This is a genomic window from Streptomyces sp. CAU 1734, assembly GCF_039888735.1.
Lineage (GTDB): Bacteria > Actinomycetota > Actinomycetes > Streptomycetales > Streptomycetaceae > Streptomyces.
Window position 1 is genome coordinate 513,158 of sequence record NZ_JBDQQP010000001.1, and the last position, 20,428, is coordinate 533,585.

18 protein-coding genes are annotated in these 20,428 nt (G+C 72.2%); 11 read left to right on the top strand and 7 right to left on the bottom strand.

Translation table 11 applies throughout. The features are described 5' to 3' along the window. Positions 1 to 149: 149 nt before the first annotated feature. Positions 150 to 1,415 carry a chloride channel protein gene (locus AAFN69_RS02105; protein ID WP_347726771.1) on the top strand — a complete coding sequence of 422 codons (1,266 nt, stop codon included), beginning with the start codon at positions 150 to 152 and terminating at the stop codon, positions 1,413 to 1,415. On the opposite strand, the gene AAFN69_RS02110 is transcribed toward AAFN69_RS02105, so the two are convergent. Genes AAFN69_RS02110 through AAFN69_RS02120 form a run of 3 tightly spaced genes read right to left on the bottom strand, consistent with a single transcriptional unit; the run spans position 1,372 to position 4,695 of the window. Further along, on the bottom strand, positions 1,372 to 2,769 hold the full coding sequence (locus AAFN69_RS02110) for a dipeptidase (protein WP_347726466.1): 1,398 nt from the start codon (positions 2,767 to 2,769) through the stop codon (positions 1,372 to 1,374). The two genes, AAFN69_RS02105 and AAFN69_RS02110, sit on opposite strands and share 44 nt — an antisense overlap. A 1-nt stretch (position 2,770) precedes the next feature. Next, a complete protein-coding gene (locus tag AAFN69_RS02115; protein WP_347726467.1) occupies positions 2,771 to 3,208 on the bottom strand; it encodes a hypothetical protein in 438 nt (145 codons plus the stop codon). After that, positions 3,205 to 4,695: an APC family permease gene (locus AAFN69_RS02120; protein ID WP_347726468.1), complete on the bottom strand. Its 1,491-nt coding sequence runs from the start codon at positions 4,693 to 4,695 to the stop codon at positions 3,205 to 3,207. Before AAFN69_RS02120 ends, AAFN69_RS02115 begins: the two co-directional genes overlap by 4 nt. Before the next feature lie 223 nt (positions 4,696 to 4,918). Here AAFN69_RS02120 and AAFN69_RS02125 point away from each other — a divergent pair, with 223 nt between their 5' ends. Continuing rightward, positions 4,919 to 5,689 carry an aminoglycoside phosphotransferase family protein gene (locus AAFN69_RS02125; protein WP_347726469.1) on the top strand — a complete coding sequence of 257 codons (771 nt, stop codon included), beginning with the start codon at positions 4,919 to 4,921 and terminating at the stop codon, positions 5,687 to 5,689. Positions 5,690 to 5,868: 179 nt separating this feature from the next. Then, entirely contained in the window at positions 5,869 to 6,987 is a 1,119-nt protein-coding gene (locus tag AAFN69_RS02130; RefSeq protein ID WP_347726772.1) for a magnesium and cobalt transport protein CorA, read from the top strand. Positions 6,988 to 7,017: 30 nt separating this feature from the next. Here the strand turns inward: AAFN69_RS02130 and AAFN69_RS02135 are convergent, their stop codons facing one another. After that, positions 7,018 to 7,224: a hypothetical protein gene (locus tag AAFN69_RS02135; RefSeq protein WP_347726470.1), complete on the bottom strand. Its 207-nt coding sequence runs from the start codon at positions 7,222 to 7,224 to the stop codon at positions 7,018 to 7,020. Positions 7,225 to 7,464: 240 nt separating this feature from the next. Between AAFN69_RS02135 and AAFN69_RS02140 the strand changes: the two genes are divergently transcribed. The 7 genes from AAFN69_RS02140 to AAFN69_RS02170 all read left to right on the top strand — a co-directional run bounded on the left by AAFN69_RS02140 (position 7,465) and on the right by AAFN69_RS02170 (position 15,820). Further along, the gene (locus AAFN69_RS02140; RefSeq protein ID WP_347726471.1) at positions 7,465 to 7,740 is read left to right on the top strand and encodes a hypothetical protein; all 276 of its coding nucleotides are present in this window, start codon (positions 7,465 to 7,467) and stop codon (positions 7,738 to 7,740) included. A gap of 50 nt (positions 7,741 to 7,790) precedes the next feature. Then, positions 7,791 to 7,982: a hypothetical protein gene (locus tag AAFN69_RS02145; protein WP_347726472.1), complete on the top strand. Its 192-nt coding sequence runs from the start codon at positions 7,791 to 7,793 to the stop codon at positions 7,980 to 7,982. Between the two features lie 1,112 nt (positions 7,983 to 9,094). Beyond that, complete coding sequence (locus AAFN69_RS02150) at positions 9,095 to 9,343, top strand: hypothetical protein (protein ID WP_347726473.1); 249 nt, start codon at positions 9,095 to 9,097, stop codon at positions 9,341 to 9,343. Positions 9,344 to 9,465: 122 nt separating this feature from the next. Next, entirely contained in the window at positions 9,466 to 10,242 is a 777-nt protein-coding gene (locus AAFN69_RS02155) for a hypothetical protein (protein WP_347726474.1), read from the top strand. Between the two features lie 143 nt (positions 10,243 to 10,385). Beyond that, complete coding sequence (locus tag AAFN69_RS02160; protein ID WP_347726773.1) at positions 10,386 to 11,498, top strand: LLM class flavin-dependent oxidoreductase; 1,113 nt, start codon at positions 10,386 to 10,388, stop codon at positions 11,496 to 11,498. Position 11,499: 1 nt separating this feature from the next. Continuing rightward, positions 11,500 to 12,105, top strand: coding sequence for an FMN reductase (locus AAFN69_RS02165; RefSeq protein ID WP_347726475.1), 606 nt, complete (start codon positions 11,500 to 11,502; stop codon positions 12,103 to 12,105). 259 nt (positions 12,106 to 12,364) lie between these two features. Next, positions 12,365 to 15,820 carry an AAA family ATPase gene (locus AAFN69_RS02170; protein WP_347726476.1) on the top strand — a complete coding sequence of 1,152 codons (3,456 nt, stop codon included), beginning with the start codon at positions 12,365 to 12,367 and terminating at the stop codon, positions 15,818 to 15,820. 816 nt (positions 15,821 to 16,636) lie between these two features. On the opposite strand, the gene AAFN69_RS02175 is transcribed toward AAFN69_RS02170, so the two are convergent. The 3 genes from AAFN69_RS02175 to AAFN69_RS02185 all read right to left on the bottom strand — a co-directional run bounded on the left by AAFN69_RS02175 (position 16,637) and on the right by AAFN69_RS02185 (position 19,265). Beyond that, the gene (locus tag AAFN69_RS02175; protein ID WP_347726477.1) at positions 16,637 to 17,494 is read right to left on the bottom strand and encodes an ABC transporter permease; all 858 of its coding nucleotides are present in this window, start codon (positions 17,492 to 17,494) and stop codon (positions 16,637 to 16,639) included. Then, positions 17,491 to 18,462, bottom strand: a complete 972-nt coding sequence (locus tag AAFN69_RS02180) for an ATP-binding cassette domain-containing protein (protein ID WP_347726478.1) — start codon at positions 18,460 to 18,462, stop codon at positions 17,491 to 17,493. Before AAFN69_RS02180 ends, AAFN69_RS02175 begins: the two co-directional genes overlap by 4 nt. Positions 18,463 to 18,671: 209 nt before the next feature. Continuing rightward, positions 18,672 to 19,265 (bottom strand): NAD(P)H-dependent oxidoreductase, encoded by a 594-nt coding sequence (locus AAFN69_RS02185; RefSeq protein ID WP_347726479.1) that lies wholly within the window; start codon positions 19,263 to 19,265, stop codon positions 18,672 to 18,674. Positions 19,266 to 19,561: 296 nt separating this feature from the next. Between AAFN69_RS02185 and AAFN69_RS02190 the strand changes: the two genes are divergently transcribed. After that, positions 19,562 to 20,371 (top strand): SAM-dependent methyltransferase, encoded by an 810-nt coding sequence (locus tag AAFN69_RS02190; RefSeq protein WP_347726480.1) that lies wholly within the window; start codon positions 19,562 to 19,564, stop codon positions 20,369 to 20,371. The last annotated feature ends 57 nt before the right edge of the window (positions 20,372 to 20,428 follow it).

Consider the following 20,428-nt stretch of genomic DNA (forward strand, 5'->3'; position numbering starts at 1 on the left):
TCCCCGGGCCCCGCCCCCGCCCCCCGCGGGCTCCGCTCGCCTTGCATGGCCCCATGAGCCCGCAGGACGCGCCCCACGCCCCCGCCCCGGAACCGTCCCCCGGCACGGACGCCCACACCGGCACCGACCCGGCCGCCGGTCTCCGGGCCATGCTGCTCAGCCGCGACTATCTCCGGCTCCTGCTGCTCTCCGCCCTCATCGGCGTACCCATCGCCCTGGCCTGCTTCTTCTTCGTCAGCCTCCAGCACGAGATCCAGCACGCCGTCTGGACGAGCCTCCCCGAGGCCGTCGGCTACCACCGGCCCCCCTGGTGGTGGCCGCTCCCCGCGCTGCTCCTCGCCGGGCTGCTGCTCGCGCCGATCGTGACCCGCGCGCCCGGCGGCGGCGGTCATCTGCCGGTGCACGGCCTCGGCGGACCGCCGCTCGGGCCCAGCGCCCTGCCCGGGGTGGTGTTCGCCGCCCTCGCCACCCTTCCGCTCGGTGTGGTCCTCGGCCCGGAGGCACCCCTGATGGCCCTCGGCAGCGGACTCGCCCTGCTGGCCATCCGCTCCGCCAGGCGCGCGGAGAACCCGAAGGCGGTGCTGGTCCTCGGCACCACCGGTTCCACGGCGGCGATCTCCACCATCCTCGGCGGGCCGATCGTCGCGGCCGTGATGGTGGTGGAGGCCGCCGGACTCGCCGGGCCGAGACTCGTCGTCCTGCTGCTGCCCTGCCTGCTGGCCAGCGGCGTCGGCGCGCTGGTCTTCACCGGCTTCGGCTCCTGGACGGGGTTCTCCATCGGGGCGCTGGAGCTCCCCTCGGTCCCCTCCGACGTCAACCCGGACGCGGGCGACTTCCTCTGGGGCATTCCCGTCGCCGTGGTGATCGCGGCCGTCGTCTCCACCGCGCACCGGCTCGGCGCCCTCACCGCCGAGTGGACCGCCCGCAGGACGGCCGTCCGCACCGTGCTCGCCGCCTGCGGGGTCGGGGTGGCGATCTCCGCGTATGCCCTGATCACCGGGCGCGATCCGGCGGAGGCCGCGCTCTCCGGACAGGCCACCCTCGGCACCCTGGCGGCCGATCCGCACTCCTGGCCGGTGGCGGCGCTCTTCGTGCTGGTGCTCTGCAAGGGCCTGGCCTGGGGCATCAGCCTGGGGGCGCTGCGCGGCGGGCCGATCTTTCCGTCCGTGCTGATCGGCGCGGCGTTCGGGGTGGGGTGCGCGGGGCTGCCGGGGTTCGGTACGACACCGGCGCTCGCGGTCGGGATCGTGACGGCGACGGCGGTGGTGACCCGGCTCCCGGTGACCAGCTCCGTCCTCGCCGTACTGCTTCTCGGGGACGACGCGCACCATCAGATGCCGCTGATCACCGTCTGCGCGGTGGTCGGTTTCGTCACCGCCCAGCTGCTGGAGAGACCCGCGCGAAAGAGTCCCTGAAGGTCTTCAGGAAGAGCGCCTCGACATGAGCCATGTGCTCGATCTCGGTCGGGTCGACGCTCTCGTCGGGCGCGTGGATCAGGCACTTGGGCTCCTCCACCCCCATCAGGATGATCTCGGCCCGGGGGAAGTTCTCCGCCAGTACGTTGCAGAGCGGGATCGAGCCGCCCTGCCCGAGGAAGGCCATCGGCTCGCCGTACACCTCGGCCATCGCCGCGCCGAGTGCCGCGTAGGCGGGGCCGTCCGTGGCGGCCCGGAAGGGCGAACCGGTGCTCTCCGGCTCGGCCCCGACGCGCACTCCCCAGGGGGCCGCCGCCGTCAGATGGGCGATCAGGGCGTCCCGGGCGTCCTCGGCCGCCGTCCCGGGCGGTACGCGCAGGCTCACCCGGGCCCGGGCCGTGGCGGGCACGGCGGCGGACGAGCCGACGACCGGCGGGCAGTCGATGCCGAGGACGGTCACGGCGGGCCGCGCCCAGAGCCGGTCGGCGACGGTGCCCGTGCCGGTGAGGCGGACGCCGTCGAGCACCCCGGCATCGGTGCGGAACCGCTCCTCGTCGTAGCCGGCGCCGTGCCAGCGGCCGTCCCCCGCCAGGCCCTTGACGGTGGTCGCGCCGGTCTCCGGGTCGCGCAGGGTCGACAGGAGCTGGATCAGCGCGGCCAGCGCGTCGGGCGCGGGCCCGCCGAACATGCCGGAGTGGACCGCTCCGGCGAGGGTGTCGACGGTGACGACCACATTGACGAGCCCGCGCAGGGAGACGGTCGCGGTGCCGGTGCCGACGGCGGCGTTCCCGGTGTCGCAGATCAGCAGCGCGTCGGCGCGGAATTCCTCCGGGTGCTCGGCGACATACCGCTCCAGCCCGCCGGTGCCCTGCTCCTCCGACCCCTCGGCGACGAACAGCAGCCCCACGGGCAGATCGTCACCGAGCGCCCGCAGCGCGGTCAGATGCATGACGATATTGCCCTTGCAGTCGGCGGTGCCGCGCCCGTACCAGCGGCCGTCGCGCTCGGTGAGGGTGAAGGGCGGGGTGGTCCACGCCTCCTCGCCGAGGGGCGGCTGGACGTCGTAGTGGCAGTAGAGCAGCACGGTCGGCGCGCCGGGCGGGGCGGGCCGCGAGCCGAGGACGGCCAGGCTGCCGTCGGGGGTGGGGACGAGGCGTACGCCGGTGAGTCCGGCCCCGGTGAAGGCGTCGGCGACCCAGCGGGCGGCGCGTTCGCACTCCTCGGGCGGGTACTGGCGGGGATCGGCGACGGACGGGATCGCCACCAGTTCGGTGAGGTCGGCCCGGGCCCGGTCCATGAGTCCGGCGATCCGGCCGGCGAGGGCCGTCTCCGTACCGCCCTGGTCGCCGCTCATCTCACTGCCTCACCGTGTCGTCGGTCTTCAGCTTGTCGATCTCGTCCCGGATCGCGGGGAGTCGTTCCGGGCAGTACACCTCCAGGACCATCGCCATGGCCTCGACCGCCTGCGAGTCGGCGATGACGGGCCGCTGGCCGGGGCCGCCGGCGCCGTTGGAGAGATTGATCCGCCAGAGCGCGGACTTGAGCGCGCTCGCCGGGTCGTCGCAGACCGGCCCGCCGTCGGTGCCCAGCGCACGGCTGATGGTCTCGGTGTCGGGGTGCGGGAATCCGGCGTCGTCCAGGGCGCGGGCGAGCCGGTTCGCCTTCTCCTCGGCGTCGTTGGTGACCCGGACGCTGTTGAAGCGGACGAGTCCGGCGATGAGCAGGCCGACGAGCAGCGCGATCGCCGTGAGGTAGATCCACCGGTGTTCGGAGGCGAACCGGGTGGGGCTCATGTACCGCTCCCTTCCCCGGCGGCGGAGCCGGTGTCCGCGCCGGTGGTCTTCCAGCTGGGTTTGCGGAATCTCAGGAAGGCCCAGGGGATCACCAGGCCGAGGATCACCAGACCGCAGCCGATGATGAGGACGTACGACCAGACACTGCCGCCGCCGAACTGCGAGGGCGGGACGAAGCCGATGGAGAGCGCGGCGATCGAGGCCAGCAGGCCGACGGTGCAGAGCAGGCCGAGCGCGGGGGCGCGGTAGCCGCGCGGGTGGTCGGGCTGATTGCGGCGCAGCCGCATCGCGGCGGCGAACATCAGCAGATAGACGATCAGATACACCTGGGTGGTGATGGTGGAGAAGATCCAGTAGACGCTGGAGACATTGGGGATGAAGGCGTAGAGCAGGGCGATGACGGTGGTCACGACACCCTGGGTGACCAGGATGTTCTGCTGGATGCCGTTCTTGTTGAGCCGCTGGAGGAAGGGCGGGAGATAGCCCTCCTGGCGGGAGATCTCCAGCAGCCCCTTGGAGGGTCCGGCGAGCCAGGTCAGCATGCCGCCGAGGGCGGCGGAGACCAGCATCACGGCGGCGACCGGGGTGAGCCAGCCGATGTTGAAGTACGAGAAGAAGGCGTCGAACGCCTGCATCACCCCGGCGGTGAGGCTGAGCTGTCCGGAGGGGACGACCCAGCTGATCGCGAGCGCGGGCAGGATGAAGATCAGCAGGACGAGCCCCATGGCCAGGAACATCGACTTCGGGTACTCCCTCGGCGGGTCCTTGAGCGAGGAGACGTGGACCGCGTTCATCTCCATGCCGGAGTAGGAGAGGAAGTTGTTGACGATCAGCACCAGGCTGGCCAGCCCCGTCCACTGCGGGAGGAGATGGGAGGCGTCCATCGGGGCGGCGGAGGCATTGCCCTGGCCGAGGAAGACCATGCCGAGGACGACGAGGAGCGTGCCCGGCACGAGGGTGCCGATGATCAGGCCCCAGGAGGAGAGGCCGGCGAGGGCCTTGGTGCCGCGCGAGGAGACCCAGACGCCGGTCCAGTACAGCACCATGATCACGATCGCGGTGTAGAGGCCGTTCGAGGCGAGGGCCGGATCGATGACATAGGCGATGGTGCTGGCGACGAAGGCGAGGAGCGAGGGGTAGTAGAAGATCGTCATCGCGAACTGGCACCAGACGGCGAGGAAGCCGAGCGGTTTGGAGAGCCCCTCGCTGACCCAGCGGTAGACACCGCCGGACCAGCCGGAGGCCAGTTCGGCGGAGACCAGGGCGGTCGGCAGCAGAAAGACGATCGCCGGGACGAGATAGAGGAAGACGCAGGCCAGGCCATAGACGGCCATGGTCGGCGCGGCGCGCAGACTGGCGACCGACGCGGTGGTCATCAGGGCGAGCGTCACCCAGGTGAGCGTGGGGTTGGCGGGGCGGCCCACCGCGGCCGTCTCCGCCGCCGCGGGTTGGCGCGGCGCGTCCGCGGGCAGGTCCATCGAGCTCAAGGCACACCTTCCGGAGCCGGGCACCCCTGCGGCCCTCGGGCCGCGGCGCGGAGCGCGGGTCGTCTCAGCGTCGGGGGCGGGGTGGCGGCGTGCATCCGGGGGAGGGCATTGGGGTGACGGCGCCGGAAACGCATGAACTTTCCCGGCCCGCGGGCCGGGTGCCATGCTCGGCGGGACGGCGGCGCGGCTGGTCCCGCCGCCCTGACCGAGGGGGACATGGGACGTGACCGATCACGAGGTGCTGTCCGGCGGGGTCAATCAGGTGATCAGGACCGGGGCGACCGTGCGGCGGCCCACCGGCCCGTGGTCCCCTCTGGTGCACCGGCTGCTGCGGCAGTTGCGGGAGCGGGGCTTCACCGCCGCGCCCGATGTGCGCGGGGTGACGGCGGACGGCTTCGAGATCCTGGACTTCCTGCCGGGCGAGGTCAGCGACTACCCGGCCACGCCCGCCGCCGCCTCACGGGAGGCCCTGGAGACCGCGGCCGAGCTGCTGCGGGCCTACCACGACGCCGCCACCGGCCCGCTGACGGCGGTCACCGAGGGGTGGATGATGGCCGCGCGGGAGCCCGCCGAGGTGATCTGCCACGGTGACTACGGTCCCCACAACTGCGTCCTGGACGGGAACCGGACCACCGGGATCATCGACTTCGACGCCGCGCACCCGGGGCCCCGGCTGTGGGACATCGCCCACGCCGTCTACCGCTGGGTGCCGCTGAGCACCGAGAGCCCGCGCCCGCCGGCGGAACAGGCCGTCCTGGCACGGGTCTTCTGCGACCGGTACGGGCTCGACGCGGCCGGGCGGGCCGGGCTGGTGGACGCGGTCGTCGCCCGGCTCCACGCCCTGGTGGACTTCATGCGCACCCGGGCGGCGGCCGGGAACGCCGCCTTCGCGGGGCATCTCGCCGACGGACATCATCTGCTCTATCTCGGCGACGCGGAGTATCTGGAGCGGGAACGGGCCGTCTTCGAGCGGCATCTCGCGGGCGGCGGGTAGACGGGCGGCGGGCGACCGGTGCGGCGGACCGCGGACCGCGGGGCCGGGGGTGCGACCGGCGGCGGACAGCGGACTGCCACAGTCGAATGAGGAACGGGATCCGGCGGGCATATCACCCCAGGGGGCACCGGATGACACACTGACGCCGCCCCGGCATCCGAAGGAGCTGCGCCGTGCCGATGATTCACCGACTGCGCCGTGTGATCCGCAGCGCCTACCGCCGCACCGTCGTCGACCTCAGCCACCCCAAGCGCTCCCCGCTGGGCAGCAGCGTCGTCAACTGTGTGGTGTACGAGGACGGGATGCGGCAGCCCTGCGACGGCAATGCCGCCGAGGCGCTGCGCCAGGTGCGCAAACAGGGCCGGGGATTCGTGTGGATCGGCCTGCATGAGCCGACCGAGGTGCAGTTCGCGGTCTTCGCCGAGCTCTTCGGGCTCCATCCGCTCGCCGTGGAGGACGCCGTACAGGCCCATCAGCGGCCCAAGATCCAGCGGTACGAGCAGCGCGGCGGCGCCGGCGGCGGCAAGGGCGCCGAAGTGCTCTTCACCGTCGTGAAGACCTGCCGCTATGTCGGCAATGAGGAGTCCTACGCCGGCAGCGAGGTGGTGGACACCGGAGAGCTGATGGTCTTCACCGGTTCGGACTTCGTGATCACCATCCGGCACGGCCGGCACGGCTCGCTCGGGCCGTTGCGCGAATCCCTGGAGGGCAGACCCGAACAGCTGGCCAAGGGGCCGGCCGCCGTGCTGCATGCCATCGCCGACCAGGCGGTGGACGACTACCTCGCCGTCGCCGACGCCGTACAGGCCGATGTGGACACCGTGGAGACCGATGTCTTCACCGAGCACGGCGGCCGGGCCGACGCGGGACGGATCTATCTGCTCAAGCGGGAACTGCTGGAGCTGAAGCGGGCGGTGGGTCCGCTGGAACGTCCGATGGCGATGCTGGCGAACTCCTCCCAGCCCGGGATCGAGACTGGTATCCAGCCATATTTCCGGGATGTCGCGGACCATGTCGCCCGGCTGAACGAACAGATAGTGGCCTATGACGCCCTGCTCGACTCCATCCTCCAGGCCCATCTGGCACAGGTGACGGTCGCCCAGAACGAGGACATGCGGAAGATCACCGCCTGGGCGGCGATAGTCGCCGTGCCGACGATGGTCTGCGGGGTGTACGGAATGAACTTCGACCATATGCCGGAGCTCCGCTGGACCTATGGGTATCCGCTGGTCATCGGCGTGATGGTGACAGCCTGTCTGGTGATCCACCGGAGCTTCCGGCGCAACGGCTGGCTGTGACCGGCACGGCGGCGGGGGCCGCCGCGCGGTTCACAACAGTGTCACGAAGAGGGCGAGTGTGAGCAGCGCGACCAGACACCCGTAGAGCGCCAGAGTGACGGAACGGGCCTCGTCGGAGGGGTCGCTGCGGCTCGCGCTGGCGAAGCGGAGCGCGGAGGTGCCGAGGAGACAGAGCGCGGCGGCACCGGACGCGGCGACCACGGGCACGGGAATGGCGGCGAGTACGGTATCGATCACCCGGCGACCGTCTCACGCGCCGTCAACTGCCGCACGCGGGCGTACTCCGTCCGGTTCACCACCCTTCGCACTTCACTGCGCCGGCGCCGCGCGCCTGCGCCCGTGTCACGCGCCCCCGGGCCGGGCCGGGGGCCGGCGCGGTGCCGTCCCCGGGCTCTCGCGGTGCCGGGCGGCACCCCACCGGCGACATGTTCCGGACCGCCGCGTACGGTGTGCGCAGACCGGAGCCAGGAGGGATCCATGGACGCCACACTCAAGACGAGCATCGGCGGTGAACTGGTCGAACTCCCGGGCACCATCGCCGCGATCCGGGCCGCCATGAGCACCGACGAGGCAGCCGCCTTCGACCGCGAGATCGAGAATCTCTCCGTCGCGGACCTCCCCGCCGCACTGGTGCGCTGGGCGCTGGCCGGGACCCCCGCCGACGAGGAGGACTCGGATCTCTTCGACCGGCTCTCGCGCGGCGAGGACATCGACGCCATACCGGCCGACCACGACCGGCCGGAGATCGCGTGAAACGCTGCCGTGTTCAGTACGCGCCACCGGCGGACCAGTCCCGTCATGCGATGGCCCATGCCCTCAGGGTCCGCTTCGACTTCGCGATGCTGCGCCTGGCGGCCGATCCGTACGGGCACGGATCCACCCCCATCAGGGGTGATCAGGACCGTCGCGAGGCCACCGTCGCCGGTGTGGTGGTCCGTTATTACGTGAGTGCGAGCGTGCTCACCGTCTCGGTCGTCCGCGTGGTGTACGTCTGACGGGTCCCGTCCCGCTCCGTCCAGCCCCGTTCCGTCCAGCCCCGTCCCGTCCCGCCCCCGGCGGCGCCGGCGGTCCACGGCACGCGGGGGTGCGGGGGTGTGGGGAGCGGTCGCGCGGGCGGGGTGAGCGGGGGCTCCCGGGGGAGGGCGCGCGACAGGGGGCGCGGGGGCGGATTCTCCCACCTCGAATTCACTCTTGAGAGTGAAGAATCGGACAAACGTTTTATTCACCTGTCCGGGTGATAGCTCACCCGAATGCCCTGTGTGCGCCCTACCTTGCGAATGTGGCTGGATGGGAGAAGTTGAGCGCACTGGGGATCGCGGCACTTCTGGGCTCGCAGGCAGTGACTGCGGCCGGTGCGGCGGCAGTTGACATGCGGGAGCCGGCCCGGCCGTCGGCAACGGCACCGGGAGAGCCCCAGGCGGGACCCGCGAGGATATCGGAACCGGCGCCCGTCCGGACGGAACGGCCCGGGGCGACCGCCCCCGCGGCGAGCCCGGCGGCCCGTCCGCCCGAGCGGGCGACCGCTCCGGGCTCGGGCTCGGGCGGGGGTGCGGACCCGGCATCGGGACCGGCACCGGGACCGTCGGCGCCGGCCGCCGTGCGCGGGATTCCGCCGCGCACCCCCGTGCCGCTGGCGCGGGCCACATCGGCCTCCGGAGTGGCCGGCCCCTTCCCCTTCGATGTCGCCGCCTATGTGTCGGTGCCCGGGATCGTCTGCGCGTCGGCCTCCGTGTCCGTCAGCGGACCCCGGCCCATCGCGATCGGCACCTCCGTGTCGGTCGAGGTGCTGCGGGACTGCCCGAAGCCCCCGAAGCCGCCCAAACCCCCGAAACCGCCCTGCCACAAGCCGCCCAAGCCTCCCAAGCCGCCGAAACCGCACTGCCCCAAGCCCACACCCACCAAGCCGACCCCCACTCCCACCCCGACGCCGAGCCCCACCCCGACCCCGACACCGACCCCGACACCCACGCCAACACCCACCCCCACGCCGACGCCGTCACCGACGCCGACGCCGAGCCCCACACCGACGGTGACGCGGACTCCGAGCGTGCCGCCGCCGAGTACACCGGAGCCGGCGCCCGCGCCCCGGGTGCCCGAGCGGGCGCCAGTGCCGCCACCGCCGGTACCCGTACCCGGGACACCGCCGGCCGCGGCCCCGCCGGCGCCCGTACGGACCACACCGGCGCCGAGCCCCCCGGCCCGGCCGTCCCCCACGCCGCGCCTGCTCGCCGCACCCGGTCACACCCCGCCGCCCTCGAAGCCGGAGGGGGAGGGCATGCCGCTGGTGATCCTGGTGCTCGTCACCACCACCCCCGCCGTGCTCGCCGCCGTCCTGCTGCGGCCCCGGCGCGGCTGACCCCCGCGTACCCGGCGCGCCCGCCCCGCACGGCGGCCGGGCGCGCCGCCGCCGTACCCCCGGCACCGCCCGGGACCGCCCGTCCACCCGTGAGAACACCCGACACAGACACGGAGCCCACCATGTCCGAATGGCTGGTCCTGGCCATCGCGATGGCCGCCGCATGTGCCGTCGTCATCGCCGTCACCGTGCTCAGCCAGCGCAGACGCGAGGCCGCCGGCGCGCCCGGAGACGACTCGGAGACCGACATCCCCGACGTGCTCGAATACATGACGATGATGATCGGCGTCGTGTACGCGATCGTCCTCGGTCTCGCCATCGCCGGCGTCTGGGAGGCCCGCGGCACCGCCCAGGACGACGTCCGGCGCGAGGCGCAGGCCCTCTACGAGGTCACCCAGCGGGCCGAGGTGCTGCCGGCCGACACCCGGGACCGGATCCGTGCGGACATCGACCGCTATGTGTCGCATGTCGTGCACAAGGAGTGGCCGCGCATGGTGGACGGCGAGGAGCTGCCCGACCGGGGGGCGGAGCTGCTCAAGGACCTCCGGACGGACATCGCCCAGCGCGAGCCCGCGAACAATCTGGAGGCCCAGGCGTACCAGCCCATGCTCGACCGGGTCGCCCTCGCCGACGAGATCCGGACCAGCAGGGCGCAGAACGCGGGTGCCACCCTGCCCGGGGTGGTCTGGTTCGGCCTGATCATCGGCGCGGTGTTCACCGTGGGGCTGATCTTCACCATGAGAATCGGGCGGAGCTGGCGGGAACTGCTGATCGCCGGACTGTTCAGTGTGCTGATCGCCTTCCTGCTCTTCCTGGTGTGGGACTTCGACGCCCCGTACGGGCGGTCCGGATCGGAGTCGGCCGACGCCTTCCGGCAGCTCTTCCCAGGCGTCGGCTGACGCCCCCGTACCCCCGCGGCGGGCGGTAAGAGGCCCGCCGCACAGCCCTGACCAGCGAAAACACAGGCCGGAATAGCCAGGAGGGAGGCCGGGTTGTATGGTTTAGTTCAACGTTCAACCACACTGTTCGAGAGGTGAGCTTCATGCAGTTCGGCATCTTCACCGTCGGCGATGTCACCACCGACCCCACCAACGGGCGGACGCCGAGCGAGCACGAGCGGATCAAGGCGACCGTGGCCATCGCGCGGAAGGCCGAGGAAGTCGGTCTGGACGTCTTCGCGACCGGCGAGCACCACAACCCGCCGTTCGTGCCGTCGTCCCCGACGACCCTGCTGGGTCATATCGCGGCCCGGACCGAGAATCTGATCCTCTCCACCTCCACCACCCTCATCACCACCAACGACCCGGTGAAGATCGCGGAGGACTACGCGTACCTCCAGCACCTCGCCGACGGCCGGGTGGACCTGATGATGGGGCGCGGCAACACCGGCCCCGTCTATCCGTGGTTCGGCCAGGACATCCGCCAGGGCATTCCGCTGGCGATCGAGAACTACGCCCTGCTCCACAAGCTGTGGCGGGAGGACGTGGTGGACTGGGAGGGCAAGTTCCGTTCCCCCCTCCAGGGCTTCACCTCGACCCCGCGCCCGCTGGACGGCACTCCGCCGTTCGTCTGGCACGGCTCCATCCGCTCCCCGGAGATCGCGGAACAGGCCGCCTACTACGGTGACGGCTTCTTCCACAACAACATCTTCTGGCCCATGTACCACACCAAGAAGATGGTCGACCTCTACCGGAAGCGGTACGCGCACTACGGTCACGGCACGCCCGAGCAGGCCATCGTCGGGCTCGGCGGGCAGGTGTTCATGCGGAAGAACTCGCAGGACGCGATACGCGAGTTCCGTCCGTACTTCGACAACGCGCCGGTCTACGGACACGGGCCCTCGCTGGAGGACTTCAGCGAGCAGACCCCGCTGACCGTGGGTTCCCCGGAGCAGGTGATCGAGCGGACCCTCGGGTTCCGGGACGCCGTGGGCGACTACCAGCGCCAGCTGTTCCTGATGGACCACGCGGGGCTGCCGCTCAAGACCGTACTGGAGCAGCTCGACATCCTCGGCGAGGAGGTCGTACCGGTCCTGCGCAAGGAATTCGCCAACCTGCGGCCGGCCGGGGTGCCGGAGACGGCACCGCTGCACCCGGCGTTCGCCGCCACGCGGGACAGCGCCCGGCAGCAGACCCTTCCCGGCAAGGAGGCATGACATGACCGCACTGAAACTGGTGGCCGTCTCCGCCGGGCTGAGCGTGCCGTCGTCGACCCGGCTGCTGACCGACCGGCTCACCGAGTCGGTGCGCGGGTCGCTCGGCGCCGACCACACCGCCGAGGTGGAGGTCGGGATCGTCGAACTGCGCGAGCTGGCGGTGCCGATCGCCAACCATCTGGTGACCGGCTTCCCTTCCCGGGAGCTGGGCGAGGCGATCGACGCGGTGACCGAGGCGGACGGCCTGATCGCGGTCACCCCCGTCTTCGCCGCGTCGTACAGCGGGCTCTTCAAGTCGTTCTTCGACCTGATCGACCCGGACGCGCTGACCGGAAAGCCCGTCCTGATCGGGGCGACCGGCGGCACCCCCCGCCACTCGCTGGTGCTGGAGCACGCGCTGCGTCCGCTCTTCGCCTATCTGCGGGCGGTGGTCGCGCCGACGGCGGTCTACGCGGCCTCGGAGGACTGGGGCGGCACGGGTGACGCGCTGACCGACACCCTGCCGGTGCGGATCGAGCGGGCGGGCGCGCAGTTCGCGCGGCTGATGGCGACGACTCCGCGGCGGCGGGACGGCGCCGACGCGGTACCGGTGCTGTCCTTCCCCTGACGCCTTCTGTTCCCTCCTGCCGGTGCCCGGCACTCCCGGCGGAGTGCCGGGCCCCGGTGCTGTGCGGGGAGTCCGGGGGCGGCGGGCACCGGGCCCGCCCCTGCCGCCGGTGCCGGCCCCGTGCGGTGCCGGTTGGTACCGCACGGCACCGGTGCCGGGCCCCGCCTCGCCGCCGGTACCACCCGCCTCGCCGCCGGCTCACGGCCGGGAGGTAAATCTCAAATGCCGATTGTCAGTGGTGCCTTCTATGGTTTCGGGCATGACCCCTGTACTCATCGGGCGGAACCATCCCGCGAGTGTCCTCCGGAGCGAGATCGTCCGGGCCACGGAAAGCCACGGGGGACTGGTGCTGGTCACCGGCGAGGCGGGCATCGGGAAGACCTCCCTGGTCACGGACGCCGCCGATGAGGCACGGCGGCTCGGGGCACTGGTGCTCGGCGGTTCCTGCTGGGATTCCGACAGCGCGCCGGGGTACTGGCCATGGGTCCAGGTGGTGCGCGGGCTGCGGCGCGGGCTCGGCGAGGAGTGGCCGCAGGCGGAGAAGGCGGCGGGCGGGCTGCTGTCGGTACTGCTCGGCGAGGATCCCGGCCTGTCCCGGGAGAACACGGAAAGCTTCCCGCTCTATGACGCGGTCACGACGGCGCTGGTCACGGCCTCGCAGAGGCGGCCTCTCGTGGTGGTCATCGACGATCTGCACTGGGCGGACGCCGCCTCCCTGAAGCTGCTCGAATTCGCCGCCCAGCATGCGTGGTTCGAGCGGATCGTACTGATCTGCACCTATCGGGACGCCGAGGTCGAGTCGGCCGATCATCCGCTTCAGGAGCTGATTCTGCCGCTGGCCGCGCGGGCTTCGGCGACCGTGACCCTGACCGGGCTGGCCCGTGACGAAGTGGGCGCGCTGATAGCGCTCACGAGCGGGGTCGAACCGGATCCCGGTGTGGTGGACGAGGTGCACCGGCGCACCGGGGGCAATCCCTTCTTCGTGGAACAGACCGTCCGGATATGGCGCAGCGGCAGTCCGGTGAGCACGGTCGCGCCGGGGGTCAGGGAGGCGGTGCGGCGGCGGCTCACCCTGCTGCCGGAGCCGGTGAGCGGGCTGCTGGAGACGGCGGCCGTGCTGGGGCGGCAGTTCCACCGGCAGGTACTGGCGGCGGTGGCCGGTGCGCCGGTGCCCCATGTGGACCGGCTGCTGGCGCGCGCCGCCGCGGCCCGGCTGGTGACCGCGCGCACGGGCGGCCGGTTCGCCTTCGTCCACGACCTGGTCCGGGAGACGCTGTACGAAGCGCTCGACGACGGACGGCGGCGGATCCTGCACGCCGGGGTCGTCCGGGCCATGGACGGCTCGGACGCGGTGCCCGAGGGGCGGATCCTCCCCGCCGAGCTGGCGCGGCACGCGTATCTGGCGGGCGGGGAGCTGGAGCGCGGGCACCGCGTCGATCTGCTGGCGGCGGCGGGCACGAACGCGTCCGGACGGCTGGCCGGGGAGGAGGCCATCGGGCACTTCCGGCGGGCCGCCGAGGCGGCCGGCGACGACGCCCGCAGGGCCGCCCTGATCAATCTGGACCTGGGCCGGGAGTTCTGGCAGGGCGGCGACGAGGAGAGTTCCTGGCGCGCCTTCGACCGGGCGGTGACTCTGGCGGCCGAGGTGCGCGATCCCGCGCTCACCGCCCGGGTCGCGATCACCATCCACCACCACGGCCTCGGGGCTCTGGACGAGAATCGCGGCATCGGGCTGCTGCGCGAGGCCCACCGGGCGATGTTCGGGGGCGGCGAGGCGGATCCGGCGGGGCTGAGCGCGGAGCGCATGGCCGAGGAGCTGGCGGTGAGCGCCGCCGAGCTGGCCCGCACCGGCGCGGACGACGACGCGCTCGCGTTCTCGCTCTGGGCACGGCACGACACCATCTGGGGCCTGGGCACCTCGCGCGAGCGGCTCGGTCTGACGAGCGAGATGATCGAGGTGGCCCAGCGCACCGGCAATACCGACATGGAGCTGCATGCCTCGTCCATGCGGTGGGTGACACTGCTGGAGTTGGGAGATCCGCGCTATCTGGAGCAGTTGCGGGCCTTCGGCGCACTCGCCGGGCGGTCCGGCCTGCGCCGCCATGAGCTGGCCGTGAAGGTGGACCAGTCCCTGGTGGCCGGGTTGAACGGCCGCTTCGCCGAGGCCGCCGAGCTGCTCTCGGCGGCTGCCGAACTCCACAGCGGGATCAGCCTCTTCGACTACATGATCGCCCATATGCGGTGGTCGTCCCTGCTCCTTCAGGGCAGGTTCGAGGAGGCCCGGGAAACCATCGGCTCCCCCGGCGGCGCGGCTCATCCCTATCCGGCGCTGCTGTCCGGGATCACGGCGGCGGAGCAGGGCGATCTCCACACGGCCGGGCTGTGCGCGGCGGAGATGGCGGCCCTGCCGGCGCCGGCGTCCCGGGTCTTCGCGCCGCTGGCGATCCGGCTGCGGGCACAGGTGGCGGCGGCGTCGGGCGATCCGGCGCTGATCGCGGAGTCGCGGGCGGAGCTGGCCCCGTACGCGGGCCGCTGGCTGGTCTCGCTCTTCGGGTGCGACATCGGCGGGCCGGTCGATCTCTGGCTGGGGCTGCTGGAGGCCGCCCGGGGCGATCTCGACGCGGCGGCGGTACGGCTGACCGCGGCCAGGGAGTCCGCGGACCGGCTCCGGGCCCGGCCCTGGTCGCTGCGGGTCGCCGCGGAGCTGCTCGCGGTGCTCCACAGGGGCGGCCGAGCGCCCGGCACCCCGGCCGATTCCGCCGGACGGCTCGCGGAGGAGATCCACCGGGAGAGCGCGGAGCTCGGCCTGACCCACCTCCCGGCGATCCCCGGGGCCGCCCCCGGAGAAGCCGCCGCGGAGGCGCCCCGCACGGCCGGCGCGGCGGGCTCGGACATCACGGGGGCGCCGGCCGTACCGGCCGGACCTTTGGGTGACGGCGGGACCGCCTCCGGGGCGGGCGGCGCGAGCGGGAGCGGCCCGGCGCGGGCGGGCGCCCGGGGATCCGGGGGCAAACACTCTCCCGCCCGGAGGGCATCCCCTGCCCGGGCCGGGTCCGCGCGGCACGGGGGCGCCGAGATCCCGGACGGTGGCGGGTCCGCCGGTGGGAGTGAGACGTACAGCGACGGCGCGGGGGGCGGCGGCGCACGGGCCGCTGTTGCCCCGCTCCCGGAACGGCAGTTCCGGCGGACGGGAGCGGTCTGGGCCCTGACTTTCGGCGGTCGCACGGTCCATGTGCCGGATGCCAAGGGGCTGCGGGATCTCCACGCCCTGGTGGCGCGGGCGGGCGAGGATCTCTCCGCCGTCTCCCTGCTCGCTCCGGAGGGCGGTGCGACCGTGCTCGCCGCCCGGGGCTTCGGCGGCGATGCGGTGCTCGACGAGGCGGCGAAGGCGAGCTACCGCCGCCGGCTGGAGCGCCTGGACGAGGAGCTGGACCGCGCCGCCGAGCTGGGCGACACCGGGCGCACCGAGGAGTTCGGCCGCGAGCGGGCCGCCCTGCTGGAGGAGCTGCGCGCGGCGGCGGGCCTGGGCGGCCGGACCAGGCGCCTGGGCGACGAGGCCGAGCGCGCCCGCAAGACGGTCACCGCCCGCATCCGCGACACCCTGCGGAAGCTGACCGTGCTCCACCCCGAGCTGGCAGCCCATCTGACGGACTCGGTGACCACCGGGGCCCACTGCTCCTACCGCCCGGGAGCCCCCGCGAAGTGGCGGCTCTGACCCCGCCCGTCGCACACAAGCCCGGTCCGGCACACCCGGCCCGGTCGGGTCCGGTCCGGTGCGGTCGGGTCCGGTGCGGTGCGGTCCGGCCGGGTCCGGTGCGGCCGGTCGAGTGCGGTGCGGTCCGGCCGGTCGAGTGCGGTCCGGCCGGTCGGGTCCGCCCACCCATGAGCCCGGACCGCTGCTCGCAAGTCCGCCCCTGCCCGCCCGAGTCAGGGGGCCGGCAGACCCGGCCGCGAGGCCCCCGGGCTGAAGCCGCCTTGAATCCGGGACCGGTTGAGCCGGGGCCGTGTCGAAACCGGGCCGGATGAGCCGGAACCGGTTGAGCCGGAACCGGAAGACCGGTGGGGACGCCCCGTCACTGCCCCGTCCCCCCGCTCCCCGGCCCCGGCTCTCCCGGCCCGCCCCCTCCCTCCCCCGTCCGGCGCCACTCTCCCGCCGCTCCCCCGGCACACGACAGACGACAGACGACACACGGCAGACGGCACACGGCACACCCGGAGGATCGCTCCCCCGGCATACCGGAGGCTCCCGGCCGGTCGCTCACGCGTCCGCCGGAAGCCTCACCCCGGTCAGCCGCCGGAAGCCGCGCCCCGGATCAGCGGCCCGGATCCCGGGAGAGCCGGCGAACCGCCGGCCCCGTACGGCCCGGGTCCCAGGACTGCCCCGGGATTGCGCGCCTCACGCGGCGGCCCGGATCCCACGACGGCGGACGCCCCCCGGCCCGCCGGATGAATCCGGAGAGCCGGCCGGAGAGCCGGTCCGGGAGGACGCCCGCCGCCGTACCGCCGAGCCCATGACCCCCGTGCACGGGCATCACTTGCGGTTGTAGAGGCGCATGGTCAGGATCCCGAAGACGATCACGAACAGCGCCGACCATCCCAGCGACCACGCGATGTCCGCCGCGGGCCAGTTGCCCGCCATCAGCTCGCGCACCGCCGAGGCGACATGGGTCACCGGACTGTTGTTGACGAATGCCTGGAGCCAGCCGGGCATCGTCTTCGGGTCGACGAAGACATTGCTCAGGAAGGTCAGCGGGAAGATGACCATCATGCTGACGCCCATCACCGACTTCTCCGTGCGGAGCAGCAGTCCGAACATGGTCCACACCCACGAGAAGGAGAAGGCGAAGACCATCAGCAGCGCCACCCCGAGCAGAACACCGACGAGTCCTCCGTCGGGCCGGTAGCCGATGATCAGACCCAGGGTGACCATCACGGCGGCGGCTATCAGATAGCGGACCATGTCGCCGAGGAGATAGCCGACCATCGGCGCGGGACGCCAGATCGGCAGGGTGCGGAAGCGGTCGAAGACACCCTTGCTGATGTCGGTGTTGACCGCGATTCCCGTGTACATCGTGATCATCACGATGTTCATGGTGAGAATGCCGGGCAGCAGGAACTGGATGTACTCCGAGGTCGAGCCGGCCAGCGCACCTCCGAAGAGGTAGGTGTACATCAGCACCATCATGATCGGGAAGGCCGTCACGTCGAAGAGCTGATCCGGCACATGCTTGATCTTGAGCATGGCCCGCCAGCCGAAGGTGACGGAGGCGGAGAGCGCACTGGGCCTCGGCGGCTTCTCCTTGCTCACCAGCAGCGCGGCGAGCTCATCCGCCTTCGGTGCCTCAAGGCTCGCGTCGGTCGTTTCCCTGGTGGTCGTCGCGGTGCTCACGCCGCCGCCCCCTTCCGGTCGGTCAGGGCGAGGAAGACCTCGTCCAGGCTGGGCTGTCCCAGCGAGAAGTTGTCCACGGTGATCCCCGAACGGGAGAGTTCGGCGAGTGCCCGCGCGGCCTGCTCGGCCGCTCCCTGCTCGGAGCTCTGCCCGTCCACCCGCGCGGTCAGCGCCACCGGATCGGGGTCGAGCACCACCTCGGTGCCGAGGGTGGCCGCCAGTACCCGCTCGGCCTCCGGCCGCTGAGCGGCATCCCGGAGCCGGAGATGGACCGAGCCGGAACCGACCGATGCCTTCAGCTCGCCCTTGGTCCCCTCGGCTATGACCTTGCCGTGGTCGATCACGGCGATCCGCGAGGCGAGCTGGTCCGCCTCGTCCAGATACTGCGTGGTCAGCAGCACGGTCGTGCCCTGCGCGACCACGGCCCGCACGATGTCCCAGACCTGATTGCGGCTACGCGGGTCGAGCCCCGTGGTCGGCTCATCGAGAAAGAGCAGATCAGGGGTGTTGAGGATGGAGGCGGCGATATCGATGCGCCGCCGCATGCCACCCGAGTAGTTCTTCACCTGGCGGGCGGCGGCCTCGGAGAGCCCGAAGGCGTCCAGCAGCTGCTCGGCGCGGTGCCCGGCGGCGGCCTTGGAGTGCCCGAGGAGGCGCCCCAGCAGAATCAGATTCTCGGTGCCGGTCAGATCCTCGTCCACCGAGGCGTACTGGCCGGTCAGGCTGACCCGGCTGCGGACCGCGTCGGCGTCCTTGCGGACATCCTTGCCGAAGACCCGCGCCTCACCGGCGTCCGGGCGGAGCAGGGTGGCGAGCATTCTGACGGTGGTGGTCTTCCCCGCGCCATTGGGGCCGAGGACGCCGTACACCGTGCCGGTGGGGACCGCGAGATCGACCCCGTCGACGGCCCGGTTCTCGCCGAAGACCTTCACCAGGCCCTTCGTCTCAATAGCCAGTTCTGTACTCATCAACTACTTCCTTCGAAAAGCTCTTCAAGGTCTTCGGTGTTTCCAGGGTGTCGACTCGTGCGAGCGGCGCAACTCATCGGCATCGGCGCCCCTGATCGGGCGGTCCGGACCGAACCGGACCGGCCGGGCCCGCGGAGGCGCCTTCGGCCGCGGGCCCGCGGAGGCGGGACAGACCGGCCGGGGCCCGCCAACGGTACGGGGGGACGGCCTCAGGAGCGGTACGGGCGGACGGCACGCGCCTCCCTCAGGGCCAGCCCCCACCAGCGGAGCTGGTCGAGCATCCGATGGGCCTCCTCGTCCCGGCCGTCCCAGCCCTCCCGGCCCCGCTCCTCCCGCCCCTCGGCCAGCAGATTGAGGCCGATGCCATTGCGCAGCGTCACGGTGTGCAGTTCCGTGAAGACCGAGCGCAGCTGCTCCACCGCGTACAGACCGCTGGAGCCGTGGCCGTAGCTCACAAAGGCGACGGGTTTGGTCTGCCACTCCTCATAGGCGCAGTCGATCGCCTGCTTGAGCGAGGCCGGGAAGGAGCGGTTGTACTCGGGGGTGATGATCACAAACGCGTCCGCACGGCCGATCCGGCGGCTGAAGTCCTCCGTCCGCGGGGTGGGGCGGTTCGGATAGCGGGCGGGGAGGTCGAAGTCGATCAGATCGACCACCGCCAGCTCCAGATCGGTCCGCTCCCCGGCCAGACCGGTGAACCAGCCGCCGACCTTCTCCCCGACGCGCCCCTCGCGTGTGCTGCCGATGACGACGGCGACCCGCAGCGGCGGCACATCCTCCCCGCCGGCTTCCTCGTGCCGCATGACCCTCGCCTCCGTCCCTGTCTCTCCCCCGCCGCCGCTCCCCGTCGCGGCGACGCCCTCACTCCATGGGCGCCAGACCGGGACGCGCGACCGCCAGATCCCATCTGGCAATCGCCTGCCAGACGGCATCTCGCACCCGGGCACCCGCCCCGGCCCCCGTCGTACCGGACGCTCCAACTCCCCTTCCGGGTAAGGGACATCACGAGCGGTACGCCCGACTTCGAGTGGAGTTGCGGTATCCGACCGTATGACCGCCTACACTCCAGGATCATCCGCGGATCGACGGGAGTTGCGGGATGTCAGATCAAAGGCACGTGCTGGACCGGATCGACACGACGCGGGCGCACTCCGCCCGCGTCTACGACTACATACTCGGCGGCAAGGACCACTACCAAGTGGACATCGAAGCCGGTGACTCCATGTGCGAGGGATGGCCCGCGCTGCCCGTGCACATGCGCGCCAACCGCGAGTTCATGCACCGCGCCGCGCGCTATCTCGCGCGTGAGGCGGGCATCCGCCAGTTCCTCGACATCGGCACCGGCCTGCCGACCTCGCCCAATCTGCACGAGGTCGTCCAGCAGGAGCGCCCGGACGCCGCGATCATCTATGTCGACAACGACCCGATCGTCCTCGCCCACGCCCAGGCACTGCTGACCAGCTCGCCGGAGGGCCGTACGGCCTATGTCGACGCGGACATGCGCGACCCCGACGCGATCATCAACTCCGCCGAGTTCCAGGAGCTCCTGGACCTCGGGAAGCCGGTCGGACTCATGGTCATCGGCATGCTGCACTTCATCGCGCCGCCGGACGACCACACCCTGCTCCGCCGGCTCCTGGACCCGCTCCCCTCCGGCAGCTATCTGGCCGCCACCATCGGCACCGCGGACTTCGCGCCCGTGGAGGTGGGCCGGGTCGCCGCCGAGTACGAAGCCCGCGGCATGCCCATGCACCTGCGCAGCCGCGAGAAGGCGGAGGCGTTCTTCGACGGCCTGGAAATGGTCGAGCCGGGACTGATGCAGGTGCATTACTGGCGGCCCGCGGAGGACCAGGAGCCGCTGGACGACCGGGACATCGCCATGTACGGAGCCGTCGCCCGCAAGCCCTGACCGGCCGGCCGGAGCCGACCTCACCGGAGCACCGGCCGCCGCGCCCGCGGAGAGTGG

Excerpts from the sequence above, each read along its gene's own strand:
- AAFN69_RS02105 (WP_347726771.1), top strand. The coding sequence starts at position 150 with ATGCTGCTCAGCCGCGACTATCTCCGGCTCCTGCTGCTCTCCGCCCTC.
- AAFN69_RS02110 (WP_347726466.1), bottom strand. The coding sequence starts at position 2,769 with ATGAGCGGCGACCAGGGCGGTACGGAGACGGCCCTCGCCGGCCGGATC.
- AAFN69_RS02115 (WP_347726467.1), bottom strand. The coding sequence starts at position 3,208 with ATGAGCCCCACCCGGTTCGCCTCCGAACACCGGTGGATCTACCTCACG.
- AAFN69_RS02130 (WP_347726772.1), top strand. The coding sequence starts at position 5,869 with ATGATTCACCGACTGCGCCGTGTGATCCGCAGCGCCTACCGCCGCACC.
- AAFN69_RS02140 (WP_347726471.1), top strand. The coding sequence starts at position 7,465 with ATGGACGCCACACTCAAGACGAGCATCGGCGGTGAACTGGTCGAACTC.
- AAFN69_RS02145 (WP_347726472.1), top strand. The coding sequence starts at position 7,791 with ATGGCCCATGCCCTCAGGGTCCGCTTCGACTTCGCGATGCTGCGCCTG.
- AAFN69_RS02155 (WP_347726474.1), top strand. The coding sequence starts at position 9,466 with ATGTCCGAATGGCTGGTCCTGGCCATCGCGATGGCCGCCGCATGTGCC.
- AAFN69_RS02160 (WP_347726773.1), top strand. The coding sequence starts at position 10,386 with ATGCAGTTCGGCATCTTCACCGTCGGCGATGTCACCACCGACCCCACC.
- AAFN69_RS02165 (WP_347726475.1), top strand. The coding sequence starts at position 11,500 with ATGACCGCACTGAAACTGGTGGCCGTCTCCGCCGGGCTGAGCGTGCCG.
- AAFN69_RS02170 (WP_347726476.1), top strand. The coding sequence starts at position 12,365 with ATGACCCCTGTACTCATCGGGCGGAACCATCCCGCGAGTGTCCTCCGG.
- AAFN69_RS02180 (WP_347726478.1), bottom strand. The coding sequence starts at position 18,462 with ATGAGTACAGAACTGGCTATTGAGACGAAGGGCCTGGTGAAGGTCTTC.
- AAFN69_RS02185 (WP_347726479.1), bottom strand. The coding sequence starts at position 19,265 with ATGCGGCACGAGGAAGCCGGCGGGGAGGATGTGCCGCCGCTGCGGGTC.
- AAFN69_RS02190 (WP_347726480.1), top strand. The coding sequence starts at position 19,562 with ATGTCAGATCAAAGGCACGTGCTGGACCGGATCGACACGACGCGGGCG.